The following is a 21980-nucleotide window of genomic DNA, read 5'->3' as shown; positions in this document are numbered from 1 at the left end:
TGAGCGTATGAGATTGTGTCCCCTGAGCGTATTGGTCTTAAGACGAGTAAACTGGTATTAGGCAAGCATTCAGGACGTCATGCGTTTAAGGAAAAGCTGGCGGACATGGGCTTTGACATGTTGTCAGAGGAACAGCTTCAGGAGGCATTCCGAAAGTTTAAAGCCTTGGCAGATAAGAAAAAACAGGTGCTGGATGAAGATTTGCTCGTTCTGATGGATGAGAGCCGTAATGCCTCGCCTCAAATCTACACATTAAATTCTATCCAGGTGTCTTATGGTAATCAGTCGGTCCCGGTCGCCTCCATACGGCTGAATAAGCAAGACGGCACATCGATTGATGAAGTAGCGATGGGTAACGGTTCTGTTGATGCGATTTTCCATGCGATAGACAAGGCCAGTGGTGAAATGGTGGAGCTGGAGGATTACTCCATCCAGTCTGTAACCTATGGCAAAGATGCGTTGGGGGAGGTACACGCTATTTTGAGACAAGGTGAATACACAGCACTGGGAAGAGGCACAAGTACAGATATTTTGGAAGCTAGCGCGAAAGCTTATATCGATGCCCTAAACAAGCTGCTGGGCAGAAAAGAAGTTCATGCCAAAAGCAATATCACGATTAGCTAAGGTTAGTAATCAAGCTCATAGTTGAATTTTTGAATTTTCCCTCTGTCTCCTCTGGCCTTATCGTAAAAAAGCGCTTGCAAAATATATGATAACATTTGAAATTTAATGTATAATAGGCAAGGAAGATCACCATATTTTGTCTGAATTACATAGGCCAAGAGGAGGAAATGAGTTGAACTACCGCATTGAGAAGGATACGTTGGGCGAAATCAAAGTACCGGCAGACCGTTTGTGGGGAGCGCAAACACAGCGCAGTAAGGAAAATTTCCCGATTGGCTCGGAGAAAATGCCGTTAGAGGTCATTCAGGCGTTTGCGGTGCTCAAAAAGAGTGCGGCGATCAGCAACTATAAGTTGGGTAAGCTATCTCAGGAGAAGCAGGACGCCATTATTTATGCAGCGGACGAAATTCTAGCTGGACGCGTCGATGACCATTTCCCATTGGTTGTATGGCAGACAGGGAGCGGTACGCAGTCCAACATGAATGTCAATGAAGTGATTGCTCATCTGGGCAGCCAATGGTTACAAGAACAAGGAAAAGATGCGAAGCTGCATCCGAATGACGATGTGAACATGTCGCAAAGCTCCAATGATACGTTTCCTACAGCGCTTCACGTAGCGGGTGTTATTGCCGTTGAGGACCGTTTGTTGCCTGCCATTGATCAGCTGAAAGAGACTTTTCAACAGAAGTCAGAACAATTCAAGGATATCATCAAAATTGGCCGAACTCATTTACAGGATGCGACACCACTTACACTGGGTCAGGAAATCAGCGGCTGGTATGCCATGCTGGATAAAAGCAAGCGAATGATCGTCGATACGGTTCAATATATGAAGGAGCTGGCGATTGGCGGAACAGCAGTGGGCACAGGAATTAATGCTCATCCAGAGTTTGGCTCACGAACCTCTGCAGAAATTTCCGGCTTCACTGGCAAAACGTTCACTTCCGCACCCAATAAATTCCATGCTCTGACCAGTCACGATGAAGTGGTGGCTGTACATGGAGCAATTAAAGCACTAGCTGCAGATTTGATGAAAATCGCCAATGATGTTCGCTGGCTGGCAAGTGGTCCGCGGAGCGGTTTGGGGGAAATCACGATTCCAGCTAACGAGCCGGGGAGCTCCATTATGCCTGGTAAGGTGAATCCTACCCAGAGTGAAGCACTGACGATGGTCGTTACGCAAGTCATGGGTAATGACGCGGCTATTGGTTTTGCAGCAAGTCAAGGCAATTTTGAATTGAATGTTTTCAAGCCAGTAATCATATACAATTTTTTGCAATCTGTTCATCTGCTGGCCGATTCCATCATTGCTTTTAATGACAACTGTGCTGTTGGCATCGAGCCCGATCTTGCTAAAATTGAGCACAATCTGAATAATTCACTGATGTTGGTGACAGCATTAAATCCACATATCGGATATGAAAATGCTGCTAAAATCGCCAAACTTGCACATGCAGAAGGACTGTCTCTAAAGGAAGCGGCACTTCGTAGCGGACTGCTGACGGGAGAGCAGTTTGACCAATATGTTGTACCTGCACATATGATTCATCCTAAAGCATAGAGCATGACGATGGTCGTAGCTTAAGACCTGCAAAATTTACAAACCAGCTTGTGGAGTGCCGATCCAGCACAGACCATGAGCTGGATTTTTTAATTTTCCCATAATTTTTTTACTTAAGATTAGTATTCTGTGTGATTTGAGGGTATATAGTTAGAAGGCGAAAAAATGAACATTTAATTTCAAGATAGGAGAAGCCGTATGGAACAGACAACCGTGATTAATTTGATTGTGCTTTTGCTGTCCGGCTTGCTGCTGGTCGGTGTGCTGACTACCAAATTTTCCAGCCGTTTCGGCATGCCTGCGCTTGTTTTGTTTATTGCCGTAGGCATGGTGCTCAGTCAGTTTATTTATTTTGATAATGCCTTTATCACACAGCTGGTGGGCATCCTCGCGCTCATTGTCATTCTGTTTGAAGGTGGGATGCAGACAAAGTTTACTGATATTAAGCCAGTTATTCGACCTGCATTGTCATTATCAACGCTAGGGGTCATCATTACGACTGTAGTCATCGGCGTATGCGCCAAGTTTATTTTAGGCGTAGGCTGGATGGAATCGATGTTGTTCGGCGCTATCGTCGGATCAACGGATGCGGCAGCCGTGTTTTCCGTTTTAGGGGGTAAAAATATCAAAAAACGGATTACCTCAACGCTCGAAGCGGAATCCGGCAGTAATGATCCGATGGCTGTATTTCTCACAGTAACATTGATTGAGCTAATACATCACCCTGAGCAATCCATCTGGATACATATCTTGTTGTTTTTATGGGAAATGGGTTTTGGTTTAGTTGTTGGTTTTGTACTTGGACGCCTGGGAGTATACGCGATTAATAAAATGAATTTTGATTCATCCGGTTTGTATCCTGTGATGGCATTGGCTTTTGCAGTCTTGACGTATGCGGCGGCATCGTTATTGGAAGCAAGTGGATTGCTGGCTGTGTATGTCATGGCTATTGTACTGGGGAATTCCGACTTGACCTACAAGCGATCCATTATTCATTTTAACAATGGTTTCGCCTGGATGGTGCAGATCATGATGTTTGTCCTGCTTGGACTATTGGTTTTTCCCGACCAATTGCTGGGCATTGCGTGGCAAAGCTTGGCGCTCTCCTTCATCCTCATGCTCGTGGCTCGTCCAATAGGCGTGTTCCTAAGCTTGCTATTTTCCAGATACTCTGTCCGCGAGAAGACATTGTTATCCTGGGCAGGACTGCGGGGGGCGGTACCCATTGTACTAGCAACCTATCCATTACTGGATGAAATGGATGTAGGACCCTTGTTTTTTAATGTTGTGTTTTTCGTAGTGCTCACTTCTGCGATTATTCAAGGTACCACGATTTCGTGGTTAGCAGTGAAGCTTGGCTTGATGGACCCTAACCAGACGTCGTCGCCTTCACTGCTAGAATTAGTTTCTTTGGGAAAAACCACTTCGGAAATCAATCATATTCAGGTACAAAAGGGGATGTCGATAGCGGGTAAGGCGATTCAGGATATACAGCTGCCTGAGGACATTTTGTTCACAGCTATTATTCGAAACGAGCAAATTATTGCTCCGAGAGGTACGACTGTAATTGAACCTGGCGATACTTTGTACGTGCTTAGTCCCAAGCTCAAACGACAGCAGATGAAAGAACTGTTCATGCTGCTCGAACCAGAGGCGGCTCCGTAAATGAGTTTTGTTCTTATCTTTGCAGTCCTTCACATTTCATGTGAAGGGCTTTTTGTTATTTTATTTTTCAGAGTGGATGAATCTGTTAAAAAATTGACACTATCATTCTACAAAATTAGTTTATGATATTGTCGTTAGATGTCGCAGCCTATCATTACGGATCATTTGATGGGCAATAGTGATGAATTACGATAGAAGACACCATACAGGAGAGATGATGAATGAAACCGGAAGTCTTGCCACAGCGGGCAGCAGCTCGCAGGCAGAAAAATAAGAAAAAGAAACGAAAAGGAAGATTTGGTCGCTTTATGCTGCGACTTTTTATTGTATTCCTATTAGCCGGAATTGGGGGTGCCGCATGGTTGTTTTTAACCCCATCTGGCAAGGATATGCGCTATTTGGCTGCAGACACATTAATTACGACTCAGCATCGTCACTGGGCGAAATATTTTATCGGGGAAGAAGAAGCGAAGAAACGCGTGGCTGAATATTCGGCCCGATTCGAGGAGATGGGCGAGGAGAAGGACAGACATACAATCAAGCTGCCTGATCTGGTTCCAACCAAGGTACAACAAACGCCGCTGGTAGAAGTGGAAGAGGTGTCGGGACGCAATTATCATGGCTATGTTATGACTGTGCATGACCCCACTAAAATTAGACTTGGCGTTCCTGCTAAAGTCGGCCGGGGAGAACGAGTATCTAGCATGGTCGAGCGTTTAGGGGCCGTTGCTGGCGTAAATGGCGGTGGATTTGCTGATCCCAACTGGAACGGGAATGGCTTTAAACCGATTGGTGTTGTCATTTCTCAGGGTCAGATATACTACAACGATATGGGTAAAGATGCCTCGGTTCAAATCGTAGGTATTGATAAACAGGGAAAAATGATAGCCGGTCACTATTCGTTGTCCGAGTTGTCCAAAATGAATGTGCAAGAAGCAGTTACTTTTCAACCACGGCTAATCGTAAATGGAAAAGGTCTGATTCGCAATGCGAGCGAGGGATGGGGAATTGCCCCCCGTACTGCAATGGGGCAGAGAGCAGACGGGGCAATTATTTTCGTAACCGTTGACGGTCGCCAGCCTGGGTACAGCATCGGTGCCAACTTGTATGATATGCAAAATATTTTACTTAAACATGGAGCGGTTATCGGTGCTAATCTGGATGGAGGTTCATCCACGGTACTCGTCAAGGACAACACCATTGTCAACAAGCCTTCCTCTGAATACGGAGAGCGATATTTGCCGACTGCGTTTCTCGTATTTGAGCATCCAGAGACCGTCAGTATCCCGAACATATGGGCAGGAATGAAACCCGAAAACATTGACGCAGCGAAAAAGAGATAAAGCCGGGATGAACAAGTCTATTCAGTGAACGGAGACTAATAATGAAAATACCTTTACGATGGAATACGATCCACTGGAGCTGTTTTTGGCCAATAAAGCCAAAGATCAGTGGGGAACCTATCCGAAACTTAATAAGCCGCTGATCTATGAGTATACTACAGGATGGGGAGACAGCAGCACTACTTTTTATGGGCGTATTACTATGGATAAAAAAGATGAGCTGCTGGGTACGACGGGCGATCCGGTAAGTGGACTCCGAGCCGATGCCAAGCAGATCATGAAAACCTTCAAGCTTCCATGTGAATCGAGGACCGATGTTCGATGGACAATGAAATAAGTTAACAACTACTACAAAAAAGCGTGTATCGTTGAAGTTAATTTAACTTTCTGGTACACGCTTTTTGCAATGAAATAAGTGTTGACCTTGTAAGCTGCTCAAACTTTTATTAGACGTTATGATCTGCTTCGAGAAATACGGCGATCAGAATACGCGCATTGTTTTCTCCTACGTTTTTGGCATAGTGGGGGATGGCTGCTCTCCAGCTAAAGGAATCTCCTGCTTCCAGCGTAGCTGAATCCTCGCCCTGCTCCACATATACCGTACCCTCTAAAATAAAATGAATCTCATCCCCGGCATGAGCATGCTCTTCTTCTGTAGATGAGCCTGGCGGCATGTCCACCAGCATCATTTTGACATTCCCCTGACCACCCAAATGATCGACCTGAAGGTTGTTTTTACCATACAACGTTTTACGGCGCTCATCCTTGCGAATTACTTGCATCCGTTCCTCTTCTTTAAGAAGCAGAAAAGCAAGAGGGACGTTCAGCGCATTAGCGATGCTGTCCAATGTAGCGATGGAAGGGGAGGTTTTATTATTTTCTACTTGACTCATAAACCCTTGAGATAGTCCGGTTCGTTCGCATATTTGCTGGATGGATAAATTTTTACGTTTACGAGCCGCGCGAATGTTGCACCCTATACCCATTGAGCATTCCTCCTTTAAAATTATAATCTATACTAATTTATTATTTATCATACCAAATAATTTGTTGACAGACTATACTTTCTTATGCTAAATTCACATTACAAAATAATTATTACTATTACTAATAATTCGAGTTTGATTCACACATATGTGCTGCGGTATAGATTCAGACGAGTCTCTTTTTTTAACCAAATTATTAGTAATATAAATTATTTATTCATATACGCTTGTATGAGTGTAATTAAACAAACAGAATGGAGAGATAAACATGAGTTCAGCAAGCAGAAACGTTTCTACAATTATGCGGGTGGCGCTGGGGATTTTGTTCCTGGCACATGGAATAGCTAAATTCCAAATGGGGTTGGGTAATGTTGCAGGCTGGTTTTCCAGTATTGGCGTCCCGGGATTTTTAGGTTATGTGGTTGCGGTAATTGAGTTGGTCGGCGGGATTGCATTGATTCTTGGATTGCTTACTCGTTATGTATCTGGCCTTTTTGTTATTGTATTGATTGGTGCCATTTTCACAGCCAAATTGTCTGGCGGGTTGATGGGAAATGGTCAAGGTGCAGGCTATGAACTGGATATTGCTTTTATTCTGGTAGCTCTTCACCTCGTATTTGCGCCTATTACTCGCTTGTCTTTGGATTCTTTGTTCAGCCGTCGTAAGTCAACAGAGCAGTAATTTTGATTTAACCTTAGTCCTCCAATCCATGTAGAAAGAGGGAAATCTCATGACAGCACATCTTCATGACAAAACCAAAATCGGGCAGGTTTCATTAAAAGTGAGTAACTTGGAGCGTTCTGTTCAATTTTACACTGAGGTCGTTGGTCTACAGCTTCTGCGTCAAGCGGCGGATACCGCTGAATTGACTGTCGACGGAAAACATCCGCTCCTGATTCTTAATTATGTTGAAAATGCAGTGATTCTGCCTCGCCAATCCGTAGCCGGATTATATCACTTTGCTATTCTTCTACCGAATCGTGTAGCTCTCGGCTTGTCTTTACGCAATCTGCTAGCTCATGAGATTGAAATTGGACAGGGAGACCATGATGTAAGTGAAGCATTATACATTCATGATCCTGATAATAACGGGATTGAAATCTATGCGGATCGTCCTCGTGATCAATGGAAGAAGGATGCAAATGGTTATTACATGATGGGAACAGATCCCGTGGATGCAGAAGGTCTGATTGCCATTTCTGAAAATCTACCTTGGCAGGGACTGCCGCAGGGAACGGTAATTGGTCACGTTCACTTCCATGTGTCTAATCTGCTCACAGCACAGCAATTTTATTGTGATGTGCTTGGCTTTGACATTACGTGCCGATATGGAGCTTCTGCCTTGTTCGTTTCTGCAGGTGGTTACCATCACCATATGGGTTTGAACATATGGGCAGGTGAAGGTGCACCACCGGCTCCTGAGCAGGCGACAGGATTAAATTATTTTGAATTGGTTGTTCCAGATCAACAAGAATTGGATGCCATTACTGCTCGTTTGGCTGCGGCAGGTTATGAATGGCAAGAACGTGATGGTGCCATATATGTGGCTGACCCGTTCCACATTCAGATCAAATTGGTTCATGATTAAACCATTTAGCAAAGTTTTGGAACGTAACAGAAAAGGGTATTCCTATAAGCCGTATAGGCTGGGAATACCCTTTTTGATATGCTAAAACAAGCTCCAATCCATATCTCGAGACATCGTCTCCAGCAAGTGCACACCCGCTGTACTGTTGCCCATACGATTCAATGAAGGCCCTACTAGCCCAATACCATATCGTCCGGGTACCATTGTCATTATACTTCCAGATACACCGCTTTTGGCAGGGAGTCCGACTTGAATGGCGAATTCACCAGAGGCGTCATACATACCGCATGTTGTCATAAATGTTTTGGCGATCTGTACATAGCGACGGGGAATCAGCGGTATACCTGTGATCGGATCACGGCCGTTGAAGGCTAGTACGAGTCCCATGCGTGCTAAATCTGTACAGTTCAATTTGACAGCGCAATGTCTGAAATAGACGTCAAGCACATCCTCCACATGACCTCTTAAAATTCCCTTTTCCATTAGAAAATAAGCAAGGGAACGATTCAAATGGCCTGTGGCTGATTCTGAATCGTAGACATCCTGATCATATTCCAGTTTGTCATTATGAGTAAGGAGGCGGAAAAATTGAAGAACACGGGCAAATCTCTCTTCTGGACTGTTTCCGCGAATCAAAGAAGAGACTGCAATTGCTCCGGCGTTAATCAGTGGGTTAAATGGAATCCCCGGCTCGACCAGTTCCAGCTTGAGCATGGAATTAAAACGATCCCCGGTAGGCTCCATCCCCACCTTAGAGAAGACAACATCCTCTCCATTATCCATCAAGGCCAGAATGAGCGTAAATACCTTGGAGATGCTTTGCATCGTAAATTGAATTTCCGTATCTCCGGCTACCACGGTCTCACCCGCACCATTCATTACCACAATACCCAGCGCATCGGCCGGGGCTTTGGACAGTTCGGGAATATATGCTGCTACCTTGCCATGGATATACTCATGACGGCTTTGTTCTACCCATTCCGGCAGTTTGGTCTGTAATCTCTGCCACTCCGATGTCATTTCTTTTCCTCCAGTCGAGTAACCATTCTGTGGTATTTTATTGTAGAGCAAGAAGTAGCTATATACTTATTTTAAAGAAATTTTCGGTCAAAAAACAAGCTCTCATGTCATTTCTTTTTCTCCTGTTAAATCCCCAACCTATTGTAATATCTGGATTATGAATGACAGGAGAAGGAGATGAAGTCAAGTATGTTACACGGTATGTTAGCGGATTACCCGTGGGAGAAAACGATTCATCAATTGTTTGAAGAGCAGGTTGAGCGCACACCGGATCACGTAGCGGTCGTATTTAGGGACAAGCACTTGACGTATGCTGATCTGAATACACAGGCCAATCAGCTTGCACATGTTTTGCGGAACAAAGGTGTAGATAAAGATAGGCCCGTCGGAATCATGGGCGATTGCTCATTAGAAATGATCATCGGGTTATTCGGAATATTAAAAGCCGGGGGAGCCTATGTGCCGATTGATCCGCAATATCCAGAGGAACGTATACGCTATATGCTAACGGATTCTGGAGCACCCCTCCTGCTGACCCAGCTTCCAATCCCCAACTCAATGGAGCTCGACAATCTTGTACTGGATTTGACAGATAAACGAAACTATGGGAAAGAAACGGGGAATCTCACTACTAGTCAAAGTTCCGATGCGTTAGCATGTATTATGTATACGTCTGGTTCTACCGGCGAGCCTAAGGGAACCTTAACGATGCACTACAACATTACACGTATTGTTAAAAAGACAGATTACATCCATTTCTCGACAAAAGATCGGATATTGCAAGTGTCCAGTTTTTCGTTTGATGGTTCTACATTTGGTATTTATGGGGCTCTACTTAATGGGGGTACTCTTGTTTTGAGCACTCAAGATCAAACTGTGAATGCACGTGAGCTATCTAATATACTTCGTACACAACAGATTACAAAATGCTTTGTGACAACGGCTCTTTTTAATGCATTGGTGGATATTGATCCCAGCTGCTTTGCAACCATTGAAACGTTGCTATTCGGTGGTGAGAAGGCGTCGGTCAGCCATGTACGTAAAGCGTTTGCCTGTATGGGTCCGGGTCGTTTAATTCATGTCTACGGACCGACGGAGAGCACAGTATTTGCTACGTATTACCCGATTGATTATTTGGACGATAATGCAAATAGCGTGCCAATCGGCAAACCAATCAGCAACACGAAGGTTTATATCCTGGATCAAGAGCAGCATCCTTTGCCGCAGGGAGTTGAAGGTGAATTGTACATCGCTGGCGACGGATTAGTTAAAGGTTATTTGAATCAACCAGAGTTGACAGCGGAGCGGTTTATTCAGTCTTCATGGGTACCTGGAGGCAGGTTGTATCGTACCGGAGATTGGGTACAAGAGCAAGCAGATGGAAACATCGAATTTATTAGACGGATCGACGGCCAGGTAAAAATACGAGGGTATCGAATTGAACTGGGGGAAATAGAGTCGCATCTATTAAAATTAAATGATATACAAGAAGCGGCAGCTGTTGTTCGTGAAAATGAGGCCGGTCATAAGCAGTTGGAAGCGTATTTTACAGCGACCATCAATCTGACAGCAAGTGAAATTAAAACGGCTCTCTCTATCAAGCTGCCGAACTACATGATCCCCTCTTTTTTTATTCAATTAGAGCAAATGCCACTGACACTGAATGGTAAGCTGGATCGTAAAGCACTGTTAGCTCTTGGTGAAAATATACATGCTGGAGCAGAATATGTGTCTCCTGAGCCGGGACTGGAAACGAAGCTGATGGAAATCTGGCAGGATGTATTGGGACTACAGCAGCTCAGTGTTTTAGATAGCTTTGTCGACCTCGGTGGACATTCTATTCATGCGCTTACATTAATGTCAAGAATGGAGTGGGCGGGATATCACGTCACTTTAACAGACATTTATCACTATAAAACGATTCGGGCTCTCGCTAATTACCTTCTTTCAACACAGAATAGTGCTATAGGGTCCTCAAAGCAGCAGGGCATTATTAAAACGGCACAACAGTTGATGTCTTGGCTTCACCAAGAAACGGGTGGTGTTTTTGAGTGGGTGAAATACCAAGTAAGGGATTTTATTCACGAAGTTAGAGGTATTCAGGTACTTTACTCCGACATGGTGGCTGACGTTAACCATATCACGCGGATTATGGACGGAAAAGTAGCTCCAGAGCTACTGCCACATTACATTGTACCACTGGAACTTAAAGCGGAAATGGCTGATCAATACTGGACGATGGATGAAGAGGAATTTTTTCAGCGTTTGGGCTTAAAGAGCATGAATTCGGATCAAGTGGAAAGTTTACGCAAGCAACTGGAAAAGGATTATTTGAAAAAAGATCAGTTTCTTAAAAGAGGGGAAGTGGTACAAAAATACCCGCTAAGTGGAATTCAACAAATGCAAATTTCGTTTCAAACACCACCAAGCTTAGGTATATTTAGGCTGGATGAACGTGTGAATTATGATTTTTTGGATCAGGCTTACAATCACTTTGTCCAAAATCAAGGATTACTGAGGAGCGTTGCGACCCAAAGAGATGGATGGACTTATTGGAGGGAATACGTACTGCCTGGTGATACTGTGTCAAAGCTTAACATTATTGACATGTCAGCTCACAATCCATGTGGCTCCTTTATGGAAATGGTAAATGATTATGTTGCAAATACCCGATTCGCCGAAGAGCATATGTTGTTCCACATGTTTGTGCTGAAACGAAACCTGCGTGAGCATTATGTCATAACTATTTATCATCATGCGATATGCGACCGGGTGACCTCGGAAGTAGCCGAACGACAGTTGCTTGCCAGCTACAGGAGTCTACTTCAAAATTGCCCCCTTCCTATGAATGAAGTGAAGCCCTATGAGGCGTATGTCAGACAAATCCAAAGTGGACCAAAAGGAATTACGGAACAAGAATTGATATCAGCTTTTAGTTTGGAAGCGTTCCAAAAAAGCAAACAAAACATCTTACAAACACCAAAGCTGCGAACGAGCACAGAAGCCTACCTGTTTAACGTATGTATCCCCGCTGAGAATCCTTCTTTAGAGCTGGCGCTTTCTGTCTATTCAAGGGGTCTGCAAACTTATTTAGGTATGGATAAGCTGCCATTGTTATTTTTATATGATGGAAGAAGATATGACGAGGAGGCTTATTATAACACGGCCGGTGAATTTATTGATTTTGTGCCTATGCTGTTGGAGCTGAAGCAAAAACCGGATGAAATGATGTTGTCTGTCAGAAGCAGACTGGATGTATTAAAACACCATACGATCAATTTCATGCATCTTCTTACAAGTCCTGATTACAAAGACAAGTGGGAACGAATCAGAACATTTGTACAGTTGGGGAAACAGTATGAGCAACTAGATTTATTCATGTTTAACTACTTAGGAAATAGCACAAAAGCAGGCTCAAAATACAGTACTTATTATGATGATACTGTTGTAAAGCAACCGAATCCGCTGCCGATCCATTCACTGTTCAATTGTATTGCTACTTCTTACACGGACGGTCTTATTTTTTCTATACGATGCAGTTATGAGATAGAAGTAGAGGAAGTCAGGGCCGCTTTTTATCAAGCTGCCGGTATGGCATCCCGGATAGGGGAGGTACAATAAGTGATAGGGTCATCCACTACACCTAGTCAGAGTGGGTCTGATAGGTCACAACGTTATTTGCCTTTATTTTCTCACCACAGTAGAAATATCGAAAAACCCACGGGGAATGATCAAGTGCTTTACTGCATTCGTTTGGAGACAAGACAGGTTCAAGCGATTTTAAAATTTGTACAGAATCACCAGATAGGTATGCCTTCCTTTATAACATCCATATGGTCCGTACTGCTATCCCATTACGCCAATCAATATGCTTTGCCTGTTATATATTCTGAGATATCCGACAAAGAAGCCACAGAAAGTTGTCTGGATTATCCGCTACTCATTCATATACAGAGGGAAGATGATCTTTTCTCTTTGATACAAAGGGTTGCACTGGAATGGAACAAACGACGTACCAGCAGCGATTGGAGAGAGGATTCTTCGCAGCAAACTAAAATCGATTCTCGATCAGGAGCAGAGAAGGATTTCTTCAATGTGGGTATCATGGAGATGTGTGATAATTTCTTATCTCCAAATTCCAATATGAAAGCACCGGCTCTCTTACACAGTATAGATCAGCTAGAAATCGCACTCTGCTACCATTATGATGCGGATGTATTGGAGTGCGCAATACAGTATGATGGAAATCGTTTTGGAGAAAGACAAATCGCTAGCTTCGCAGGCCATTTTCAAACATTGCTGGAAAATGTGCTCCTTCTTCCAAAGAAGAAGGTACTATTTCATCCCATGTTGACCACGAAAGAACGCAAACAGATGCAACAATGGAATAATACAGAACGAGCCTATCCTAAGGATAAAACGGTGGTTCAATTGATCGAGGTGCAGGCTGATCGAACACCCCATGCGATTGCCTTGGAGTTTGGTGAGCAGAGGCTGACTTATTATGAGTTAAATCACCGGGCAAATCAAATCAGCCACATGATTAGAGAGTCGTATTTGCTGCAAGGACATGGCTCTCTGCCGACTGGTACGCTGATTGCTATCATTATGGACAGAAGCGTAGATGTGGTCCCCTCAATGCTCGGAGTTATGAAAGCGGGAGCTGCTTATCTTCCGATTGATCCCCAATATCCTGGGGAGCGGTTGCGATTTATTTTAGAAGATGCACGGGCTGAAATGATTGTAACGCACAGTCAATTAGTAAGCAGGATACATCCATATATTTCTCAACTGGGTATGAAACCACCTTCACTGATTTGTGTGGATGAATGCTCGGAGCAGCAGGACTGCAATCCCAACAAAAATTTGCAGATCGGGCTGAAGCAGAATGATCTGGCTTATGTTATCTACACTTCCGGCTCTACCGGAAAACCGAAGGGAACTCTCATTGAACATGCTGGCTTGGTCGCATTGGTCCCTTATCTGGTTGAAAAGTTTGGTATTACCTCTGACTCAAGAATCATGCAATTCGCCTCCATGAGTTTCGACGCTTCGGTCTACGAATGGATCGGCACGTTATCAGTAGGTGGGACATTGGTTGTCCTTTCAGATGATGAACTACCACCTTATGTTGATATTTCAGATATTCTTGCAGAGAAGAACATCCACATTGCCATGCTGACACCATCAGTGCTTCGAACAATGAAACATAGAGAATTGCCGAAATTGCATACACTTATATCTGCTGGAGAACCCTGTACTCCTGACATTGTCGATTATTGGGGAAGAGGAAGACAATTTGTGAACGCATACGGACCGACCGAAGTAACGATAATCTGTGCTACTTCTGTCTGCCGGCCAGGAAAAGAAATTACGATCGGTCAACCCGTCTATAACAAACGGTTATTCGTCTTGAACTCATTCGGCAATCCTGTGCCTGTCGGCGTTCCCGGCGAATTATGGGTAGGGGGCATCGGGCTTGCCAGAGGATATTTGAATCGTGAGGAACTGACTCGAGAACGGTTCGTTCATAAAGAGATTGCAATCAGCAGTGAGTATCCGTCGCACAGTGAGCGGTTATATAAAACCGGGGATATTGTGAAATGGACGCCGGATGGAGAACTGGTATTTATAGGACGCAGTGATGAACAGATTAAAATCAGAGGGTATCGTATCGAACTGGGTGAAATCGAATATCAGCTACGTCAGTATCCTGACGTCAGTCAATGTGTCGTTCAAGCCTGGAAGGACGGATCATACCATAAACTGGTTGCCTATTATACTGCTGGAGAAGAACTGAAAGAGGCGAAACTGGCGCAGCACTTAAATGCTATGTTACCAGCATATATGATTCCTTCGTATTTTTGTCATCTGGATTCATTTCCAGTAAATACAAACGGAAAAGTCGACCGTGGGGCTCTCCCCGATCCGAAGAGTACCTTATTTCTTCAAGCTGATCAAGCTGTGGAAGCAGACGAGGATGATCTCGAAAAGCGTTTGCTTTGGATTTGGCGACAGATTTTAAAAAGGGGAGATATCGGAGTTAACGACCATTTTTATGCTGTTGGAGGAGATTCAATTCTTGCCATTCAAGTCGTATCTATGGCCAGAGATCACGGTATGATACTTACTCCAAGACAAGTGGCAGAGCATCCAACCATTAAGAAATTAGCTACTGTAGTTGCTTGGACAGACAGTAGTCAAACAGAAGAGCTTATGGTTGATTGGTCAGGCGAATTTGGCTTGACACCAATCCAACACTGGTTTTTCGAGCAACAGTTTGTAGAGCCGCATTATTTCAACCAATCCCAGCTATTTGTGCTCCGTGATTTCGATCTTGTAAGGTTGGAAACTGCCATTAATCAATTGATTCGATTACATCCAGAGCTTTCGATGGAGATTGTGGTCAGGGAACATGTGTATTCGCAGCGCTACCAAACGGATGCCTCCATCCAACTGGCTAGCTATACCCTTCAACAAATTGAATATCCTGACTCTGAAATTTCAAGCATATGTGATGCATGGAGCAGACAATTGAATTATGAGACGGGAAACATGATGTATGCGGGAGTAATCCAAGGTCACCCTGATGGTAAAGCTCGTTTATTTATGACTATACATCATCTGGTCATTGATGGAGTGTCCTGGAGAATATTGGTTCAGGAATTGTATCAATTGTATCAGGGGATCGCGCTGTCTCCCGTTCTGAATCCATACAAAAAGTGGCATTCTGCATTGAAGAGTTATTCTGTACATGAGGATACTTTAAGTCATATTGAACATTGGAAAAAAGTACAGCATCAAGCTGCAGCTTTTGTGCTGCCAGTTGACCATGATTCGGCTCATAAAAAGAGTAGGGAATCTTCGGAATTGGTTACGATGCTTGCTTCAGACGATACGGAGCTGCTTTTGCACCATTGCTCCCAGGCTTACCATACTGAGATCAACGATTTGCTGCTTACAGCTTGGTCCCTAGCGCTCTCCGATTGGTCTGGACAGACAACGATTGCATTTCGCTTAGAAGGTCATGGACGTGAGCACTTTGTATCCGATATAGACCTGACAAGGATTATCGGTTGGTTTACCTCCATGTTTCCGGTTTGCATTCAGATTCCGGAGGGTTGCTCTTTGGGAACGACGATTAAATCTGTCAAAGAGCAATTGCGCTATATTCCTCACCGCGGCATGTCATATGGTGCTTTGAGATACTGCCACCCGCGCGAAGAAGTTCGTTCCGAGTTAGTAGCTTCTGAACCTCAGGCTCTTTTCAATTACTTGGGCCAATTTGATCAGGGAATTATGAACGAGTCAAACGAGTGGCTAGAGTTTACACGTGACGCAGCACAGGATTATAGCTCACCGCTTAATCATGGAACAAGCCTATTGGAACTCAATTGTTCCATTGTTCAGGGCAAGCTGCATCTGTTTATGAAATATAGCAAATGTCATTATGAAGAAGTAACTATAACTCAATTGCTAGATGCTTTTGTAACACGTCTGCTTGCTATTATCGAGCATTGCAGGCAGGTTGAACACGAAGAATTCACCCCTAGTGATTTTCCATCCGTGTCCCTGGAACAGCAACCGCTCGATCAGATCGTAAAGACATATCAATTGAAACATGGTCTAGATAAAATGCTCTATCTAAGCCCCTTACAGGAAGGACTACTGTTCCATTACTTGGACTATCCCGCCTCCGATCAATATTTCGTGCAGGTTCGTTGGAAATATCATGGCAGGCTAGAGGTGGGCCGTTACCGTGAAGCCTGGAGCAGCGTCATTGCCGAAAATGATAGCTTGCGGACTTGCTACATTTGGGAGGCGCTGGACAAGCCCATACAATGTATTGTCCAAAATGCAGAATGGGAATGGACCTTTTTGGATATTGAAGCGGAGCAACCGGTGCGGCAGCAGGAGTATATCGAACGCTGGATGGCAGCGGATCGTAATCGCCGTTTTGATCTAACTCAGCCTGCGTTTCGCCTAACTTTGATTCAGGTTGCTTCAAACGAATGGACGATGATTTGGAGTTACCATCATATTTTGCTGGACGGTTGGAGCCTGCCGTTGCTGCTGAATCGGGTACATGAGCTCTATGCTTGTAGCCTGCAAAATCGGATGCCACAGCGCAGCTTGACCCGTTCTTTTGCAACTTATATTCATTGGTTAAACTCTAAAGATCGCACGGAGGCCGAGACATTCTGGAGGACGTATTTGGCCGAAGTAACGGAGCCAACACGACTGCCTATAGAGAAGGGTACACTTCCCGATGTACATCGACCGATCAAGAACCAGCAGATCGAAACTCTTATTATTGATTCAAGACGAACTAAGCAGATTGCTGATTTTGTACAGCAAGCACAAGTTTCACTAAATACGCTGGTACAGTTCGCATGGGGCAAAGTGCTACAAGTCTATCATGATGCCGATACAACCATTTTTGGCATGGTGGTGTCCGGGAGAGGATCAGATCTTGCAAAAGCGGATCGGATCACAGGTATGCTGATTAATACGCTGCCTTTAGTCATGCACTGGAATGTGGAGCAAACCATCATGGAGTATGTACAACAGCTGCACCAAACCATTCAGAAAATTAACGACCACAGTTATGTGAGTCTGAGCGAATTGAAGAGCTGGTCTGGTATTCAGGGACATGCCATGTTTTACAGCATTGTGGCATTCGAAAATTATTTGAACGATTATCGGCAGCCTGCGCATGAATTGAAGATGTCAACTATGGAGGAACGAGAAAAAACGAACTATCCAATGACGATCACCGTGGCCTATGATGGGGAACAGATGATCATCAAGTTTATATATGATGCAGATCGACTGAAAAAAGAAACGGTTAGCCGATTGGCAGAGCATCTGCATAATGCGGTGCAATATGTATTGGAACATCCGAATCATACCCCTGCAGATGTTTGCTTTATGAATAGGGATGAATATGATCGAATCGTCTATGACTGGAACAATACGTATACAGCATATCCCAGAGATCGTTCGATTGTTGACTTATTTCTGGAGCAAGCCAAGCAGCGGTCTTCACAGCCGGCAATAATTGCGCACAATCAGGTTATGTCCTACCACAGCTTGGACCTCATGTCTCTGCACATTGCCAATAAATTAACGGATGATGCTAATGCCAATAGTCGTCATGGAAAGTTTATCGGAGTTTACTTGCCACGTTCTCTTGAATTCATTGTCTCCATCCTGGCGATTATGAAAGCGGGATATGCCTATGTTCCTATTGACCCTGATTTTCCGGCAGAAAGAACCCGTGAATTAATCAAGGACGCTGGACTGGATACCATCCTCACTTCACAGGAAGGAGCAGAACGTATCTCAGAAGTCAGTATAGGAATTCGTTTAATCTTGATTGATACAAAGCATTTTGACCCAGATGGAATTGTACAACAGGAAAAGAAGGGAAATAGGGTTGCTCCCAATGACCTTGCTTATCTGATGTATACGTCCGGATCGACGGGAAAACCGAAAGGCGTTATGGTGGAACATCGCAATGTCATTCGCTTGGTCAAAAACACTTGTTATTTCCCATTTTCCTCTGACATCAGATTACTTTATACGGGTTCGCCTGTTTTTGACGCTTCAACGTTTGAAATTTGGGGAACGTTGCTGAATGGCGGTCAGCTGTTTGTAGTTTCCAAAGATGATCTTCTGAATATCCGCCTGATTGAGCAGCGGATGAAGGAGTGGGGAATTAATACCCTATGGTTAAGTTCCGCACTGTGTAATCAGTGGATTGAAGAAAATGAAAAGCTATTTGCTGGACTCCAATGGTTGATCGTAGGTGGGGAAATTTTGTCGGTTAAGCATATCAATCGTATCCGGCTCGCCCATCCTGAACTTTCGATTCTTAATGTATATGGTCCTACGGAGAACACCACTTTTTCGACGAGTTACCGGATCGAAGAGCCATTTGAGCAGAATATTCCTATCGGTAAGCCCATAAGTAATTCAACTTGTTACATTTTGGACAAACGGGGCCGTGTTCAGCCTGTCGGAGCAGTCGGAGAATTATACGTGGGAGGAGACGGGGTAGCGAGGGGATATTGGCAGCAAAACCAATTGACAGAGCAGGCGTTTATTCCAAATCCACACCGCTCTGCCAAAGATCGCGAAAGAGGTACAAATCTAGTATTATATCGTACGGGTGATCGAGTAAGATGGCTGCCAGACGGAAATATCGAGTACATTGGGCGGGGTGACGATCAGATAAAACTCCGTGGTTATCGAATCGAGCTCGGAGAAGTCGAGTTCCGCCTTGGCAGCTATCCTGCGGTAAAAGAATGCCTGGTCCTTGTCCGGGAGGTTCATGGTGATCTCCGGATGTTCGCTTACTATACAGCGGAAGAGGAAGAACGAGAGGAGCAACTTCATACCTTTATGGCTAATGGCCTTCCATCATATATGCTGCCGTTTCGTTATATTTGGCTAAAATCGTTCCCATTAACGGTGAACGGGAAAATCGATCGGAAAAGGCTCCCTTTACCTGAAATCCATAGCGAGAAAGAAGCAATTACCGGACCGAAGACTGAATTGGAGCAAACCATAGAAGAAGTTTGGAGCACGGTTCTAAAGCTGGATTACATCGGCAAGAATGAAGACTTTCACACATTGGGAGGACATTCACTCCATGCGCTGCGCATAGCCAGCTTGTTGCAAAAAGGCGGATATCCAGTTACGGTTAACCAGATATTTCGCGAACGTACTATCGAACGTTTGGCTATTTCGTTGAGCAATGCATCGACGAATACAGTACCTGCCCGCTGTCCGAATATGGATAACTCGTATATTCAGTCCATAAGAAAAGCATATCCGGATGACGGATTTCCACTGTCTGCTGTACAAAAACGTTTTTTCCAAAGAGATCTTGTGAATCGCAACATGTTTAATGTTCCTTACCTGGCCCGGATCAAAAATTACATTCCTACTGAATTACTGAGCACGTCGATTGAACAACTATTGAGTAAACATGCGGCGTTGCGACTATCTTTTGCTCAACTGGAGGATGGAGAATGGTATCAGTTTGAGCAGCAAATAAGTGCAGAACAGGTAGTCTCTTACGTAGATCTTCACATGGTCCCGGGTTCACATGACACCTATATTTCGGATTACTGCTCGAAAATACAGTATGAATTCGATATCAAGGAAGGCCCTTTATGGAAAGTAGTGTGGTTTGACAGCTATTGCGGAAAGAGGCAACAGGTGATATTACTTCTGTTCCATCATTTGATTTTTGACGGAATCTCCATAAACATTTTTTTAGAGGATTTGAGACATCTTCTCTTGCTGGGAAAAGGGAGTGAACTGCCGCTACATGCGGAGGAGGAAAGCAGTTATCGGGATTGGTGCATCGCGTTGACCCAATTTGCAGCGAAAAACACTTTTTCTAAAGCATTCACTTTCTGGAACAGGGTTGTAGAAGGCGGGCAATCTTTGCAGGTTGACACGGAATCTGAGATAGAACCTCTTCATCGTCACATGAGAACTATAACGCATGATTTACTTGAAGGAGAAGAGCATCTCCAGCGATTAAAGGCATTGGCTATAAAGCATCAAACTACACCACTGAGCATCCTGCTAACGGCATTATCACAGGCTTGTTTTCAATTGAAAAACCAATCGGATTTGCTGCTGCATGTCATGTCCTATCAACGTGAGTCTTTTTTGCCGGGTATTGTGATTGATCGTACTATTGGTTTTTTTGCTGGAGCATATCCTCTTCGTATTCAGATCCCGGAAGAAGACCAGTCGGGAAATTGGGAAAAGCCACTGGGACATGTCATACACATGTTGCATCATCTTCCATTTGAAGGCATGGATTACTTTCTTTTACGATATATGATACAGGATATTTATCCAAATACGAAACCACTGAGAGACGGAACACATATGCTTTTCCATTACCAATCAGAGGAAATGAACGGAATTGCTAATGATTTGTACGAGCCTTTATCGATTTCTTACGGAAATACGAATGCAGCGGACAACCCCTCTGCTTACAAGCTAAATATGACGGCAGATCTTAGACGTGATAGATTAAGTTTAACTTGCTATTATAGTTCACTGCATTATAAGGATCAGACGATCGCTAAGCTAATACGCTGTATATCCGAATATCTGTATCGAAGCATCGGTGTTCGACCCTATACCATGATAATGGAGGGAACCTCAGATTATGAAAATATATGAATTTTGCCCCTTTTTCAATGAAAATCGCATTGCAGAGATAAAAATAAAAGAAAATGCCAGCTGGATCGACGAACTGCATGTGATTGAAGCTAACAAGACATTCAGCTATTTGGATAAGCCACGCAACTTTAATCTAGATTATGTAAGTTACAAGGTCATTCATCATCCATTTCATGCGGATCAAATGTTTCGTGAACCTGAGCAGCATTCGTTGTACTTTGATGTGGATCGCTGCGGCGCGGATCACTTTGACCACTGGTACTGGCGTCTGCTCAGTCATAACAGTGCGTTTTATAATGAGGCTTGCCAAAGAAACAGAAGCACCTCTATTTTGCAGGATAAGGTTGAGGATGATGATGTGATCATCTTAGCTGATTTCGATGAGATCATTGACAGCCGGATGGCAGATCGGATTGTTGCGGAAGTGAAGAAGCATCATATTATTACGATAAAAATGCACTATTCTGTATTTTTTCTGAATCTTTTTTGCCAATCTAATCATGGCGCTCCTCATTGGAGCTATCGCGTGTTCGCTATGACCGGACGTTACTTCAAAAGCATGCCTTTCTCACCTGATTATCTCAGGAAAAAGGGGATTGCAGAAGCTTTATATGATGATATTTATTGTCTGGAGGAGCCAGCCGGATTCCATCATTCGTGGCTTGAATATCAGAAAACCGCACTTCCCAAACTGCAAGCATTTGCCGCCAATGTGGAAGATAAAAGTATTTTGAATGCAGAGTATATTGATCAATGCTTACATGATAAAAAGCTGTACTATATCGACACTGAACTTTATGTTGATAACTCAAAATCGTTTTTGAGCAGTCTACAGGAGCTTGAAACCGATGATCTTTGGTACAAGTAAAGCCTAAAGTAAAGTGAAATGAAAAAAACTGCCGACAGGGTCGGCAGTTTAGTTTAAAGACCTTCTGATGGTTCAGAATGATCCATCGGAAGGTTATTTTGCTATGTA

11 protein-coding genes and 1 pseudogene are annotated in these 21980 nt (G+C 43.8%); 10 read left to right on the top strand and 2 right to left on the bottom strand.

What is annotated here, in order from left to right; translation table 11 throughout:
* Positions 1–6: 6 nt before the first annotated feature.
* The 5 genes and pseudogenes from AC5V8P_RS00520 to AC5V8P_RS00500 form a co-directional block, all read left to right on the top strand.
* Positions 7–624, top strand: a pseudogene (locus tag AC5V8P_RS00520) (alpha-isopropylmalate synthase regulatory domain-containing protein); the annotation flags it as partial.
* A 172-nt stretch (positions 625–796) separates the two neighbouring features.
* The gene (gene fumC, locus AC5V8P_RS00515; RefSeq protein WP_064797105.1) at positions 797–2185 is read left to right on the top strand and encodes a class II fumarate hydratase; all 1389 of its coding nucleotides are present in this window, start codon (positions 797–799) and stop codon (positions 2183–2185) included.
* Positions 2186–2383: 198 nt separating this feature from the next.
* Complete coding sequence (locus AC5V8P_RS00510) at positions 2384–3850, top strand: potassium/proton antiporter (RefSeq protein WP_064797106.1); 1467 nt, start codon at positions 2384–2386, stop codon at positions 3848–3850.
* Positions 3851–4071: 221 nt separating this feature from the next.
* Complete coding sequence (locus AC5V8P_RS00505) at positions 4072–5193, top strand: phosphodiester glycosidase family protein (protein ID WP_064797107.1); 1122 nt, start codon at positions 4072–4074, stop codon at positions 5191–5193.
* 58 nt (positions 5194–5251) lie between these two features.
* On the top strand, positions 5252–5530 hold the full coding sequence (locus AC5V8P_RS00500) for a hypothetical protein (RefSeq protein ID WP_231116866.1): 279 nt from the start codon (positions 5252–5254) through the stop codon (positions 5528–5530).
* 109 nt (positions 5531–5639) lie between these two features.
* Here the strand turns inward: AC5V8P_RS00500 and AC5V8P_RS00495 are convergent, their stop codons facing one another.
* Positions 5640–6179 (bottom strand): helix-turn-helix domain-containing protein, encoded by a 540-nt coding sequence (locus AC5V8P_RS00495; protein WP_064797108.1) that lies wholly within the window; start codon positions 6177–6179, stop codon positions 5640–5642.
* 268 nt (positions 6180–6447) lie between these two features.
* Between AC5V8P_RS00495 and AC5V8P_RS00490 the strand changes: the two genes are divergently transcribed.
* Together AC5V8P_RS00490 and AC5V8P_RS00485 are read left to right on the top strand one after the other, a co-directional pair.
* Entirely contained in the window at positions 6448–6861 is a 414-nt protein-coding gene (locus tag AC5V8P_RS00490; protein WP_064797109.1) for a DoxX family protein, read from the top strand.
* Between the two features lie 49 nt (positions 6862–6910).
* Positions 6911–7768 (top strand): VOC family protein, encoded by an 858-nt coding sequence (locus tag AC5V8P_RS00485; protein WP_064797110.1) that lies wholly within the window; start codon positions 6911–6913, stop codon positions 7766–7768.
* Between the two features lie 81 nt (positions 7769–7849).
* Here AC5V8P_RS00485 and glsA read toward each other — a convergent pair whose 3' ends face one another.
* Positions 7850–8788 carry a glutaminase A gene (glsA, locus tag AC5V8P_RS00480; protein ID WP_063210499.1) on the bottom strand — a complete coding sequence of 313 codons (939 nt, stop codon included), beginning with the start codon at positions 8786–8788 and terminating at the stop codon, positions 7850–7852.
* 177 nt (positions 8789–8965) lie between these two features.
* On the opposite strand from glsA, the gene AC5V8P_RS00475 reads away from it, so the two are divergent.
* From AC5V8P_RS00475 to AC5V8P_RS00465, 3 genes are all read left to right on the top strand, one after another.
* Positions 8966–12409 (top strand): non-ribosomal peptide synthetase, encoded by a 3444-nt coding sequence (locus AC5V8P_RS00475; protein WP_231116867.1) that lies wholly within the window; start codon positions 8966–8968, stop codon positions 12407–12409.
* Positions 12410–12541: 132 nt separating this feature from the next.
* The gene (locus AC5V8P_RS00470) at positions 12542–21004 is read left to right on the top strand and encodes a non-ribosomal peptide synthetase (RefSeq protein ID WP_231116868.1); all 8463 of its coding nucleotides are present in this window, start codon (positions 12542–12544) and stop codon (positions 21002–21004) included.
* Positions 20991–21872, top strand: coding sequence for a glycosyltransferase family 17 protein (locus AC5V8P_RS00465; RefSeq protein WP_064797113.1), 882 nt, complete (start codon positions 20991–20993; stop codon positions 21870–21872). Before AC5V8P_RS00470 ends, AC5V8P_RS00465 begins: the two co-directional genes overlap by 14 nt.
* The last annotated feature ends 108 nt before the right edge of the window (positions 21873–21980 follow it).

Source organism: Paenibacillus sp. N119s, assembly GCF_059447605.1.
Note: the sequence above shows the minus strand (reverse complement) of the source record. Positions and strands in the feature narration are given on the sequence as shown.

What these genes read in the sequence shown, in the direction of transcription:
- AC5V8P_RS00505 (WP_064797107.1), top strand. Translation starts at nt 4,072, where the DNA reads ATGAAACCGGAAGTCTTGCCACAGCGGGCAGCAGCTCGCAGGCAGAAA.
- AC5V8P_RS00500 (WP_231116866.1), top strand. Translation starts at nt 5,252, where the DNA reads ATGGAATACGATCCACTGGAGCTGTTTTTGGCCAATAAAGCCAAAGAT.
- AC5V8P_RS00485 (WP_064797110.1), top strand. Translation starts at nt 6,911, where the DNA reads ATGACAGCACATCTTCATGACAAAACCAAAATCGGGCAGGTTTCATTA.
- AC5V8P_RS00495 (WP_064797108.1), bottom strand. Translation starts at nt 6,179, where the DNA reads ATGGGTATAGGGTGCAACATTCGCGCGGCTCGTAAACGTAAAAATTTA.
- glsA (WP_063210499.1), bottom strand. Translation starts at nt 8,788, where the DNA reads ATGACATCGGAGTGGCAGAGATTACAGACCAAACTGCCGGAATGGGTA.
- AC5V8P_RS00475 (WP_231116867.1), top strand. Translation starts at nt 8,966, where the DNA reads ATGAAGTCAAGTATGTTACACGGTATGTTAGCGGATTACCCGTGGGAG.
- AC5V8P_RS00465 (WP_064797113.1), top strand. Translation starts at nt 20,991, where the DNA reads ATGAAAATATATGAATTTTGCCCCTTTTTCAATGAAAATCGCATTGCA.
- AC5V8P_RS00490 (WP_064797109.1), top strand. Translation starts at nt 6,448, where the DNA reads ATGAGTTCAGCAAGCAGAAACGTTTCTACAATTATGCGGGTGGCGCTG.
- AC5V8P_RS00510 (WP_064797106.1), top strand. Translation starts at nt 2,384, where the DNA reads ATGGAACAGACAACCGTGATTAATTTGATTGTGCTTTTGCTGTCCGGC.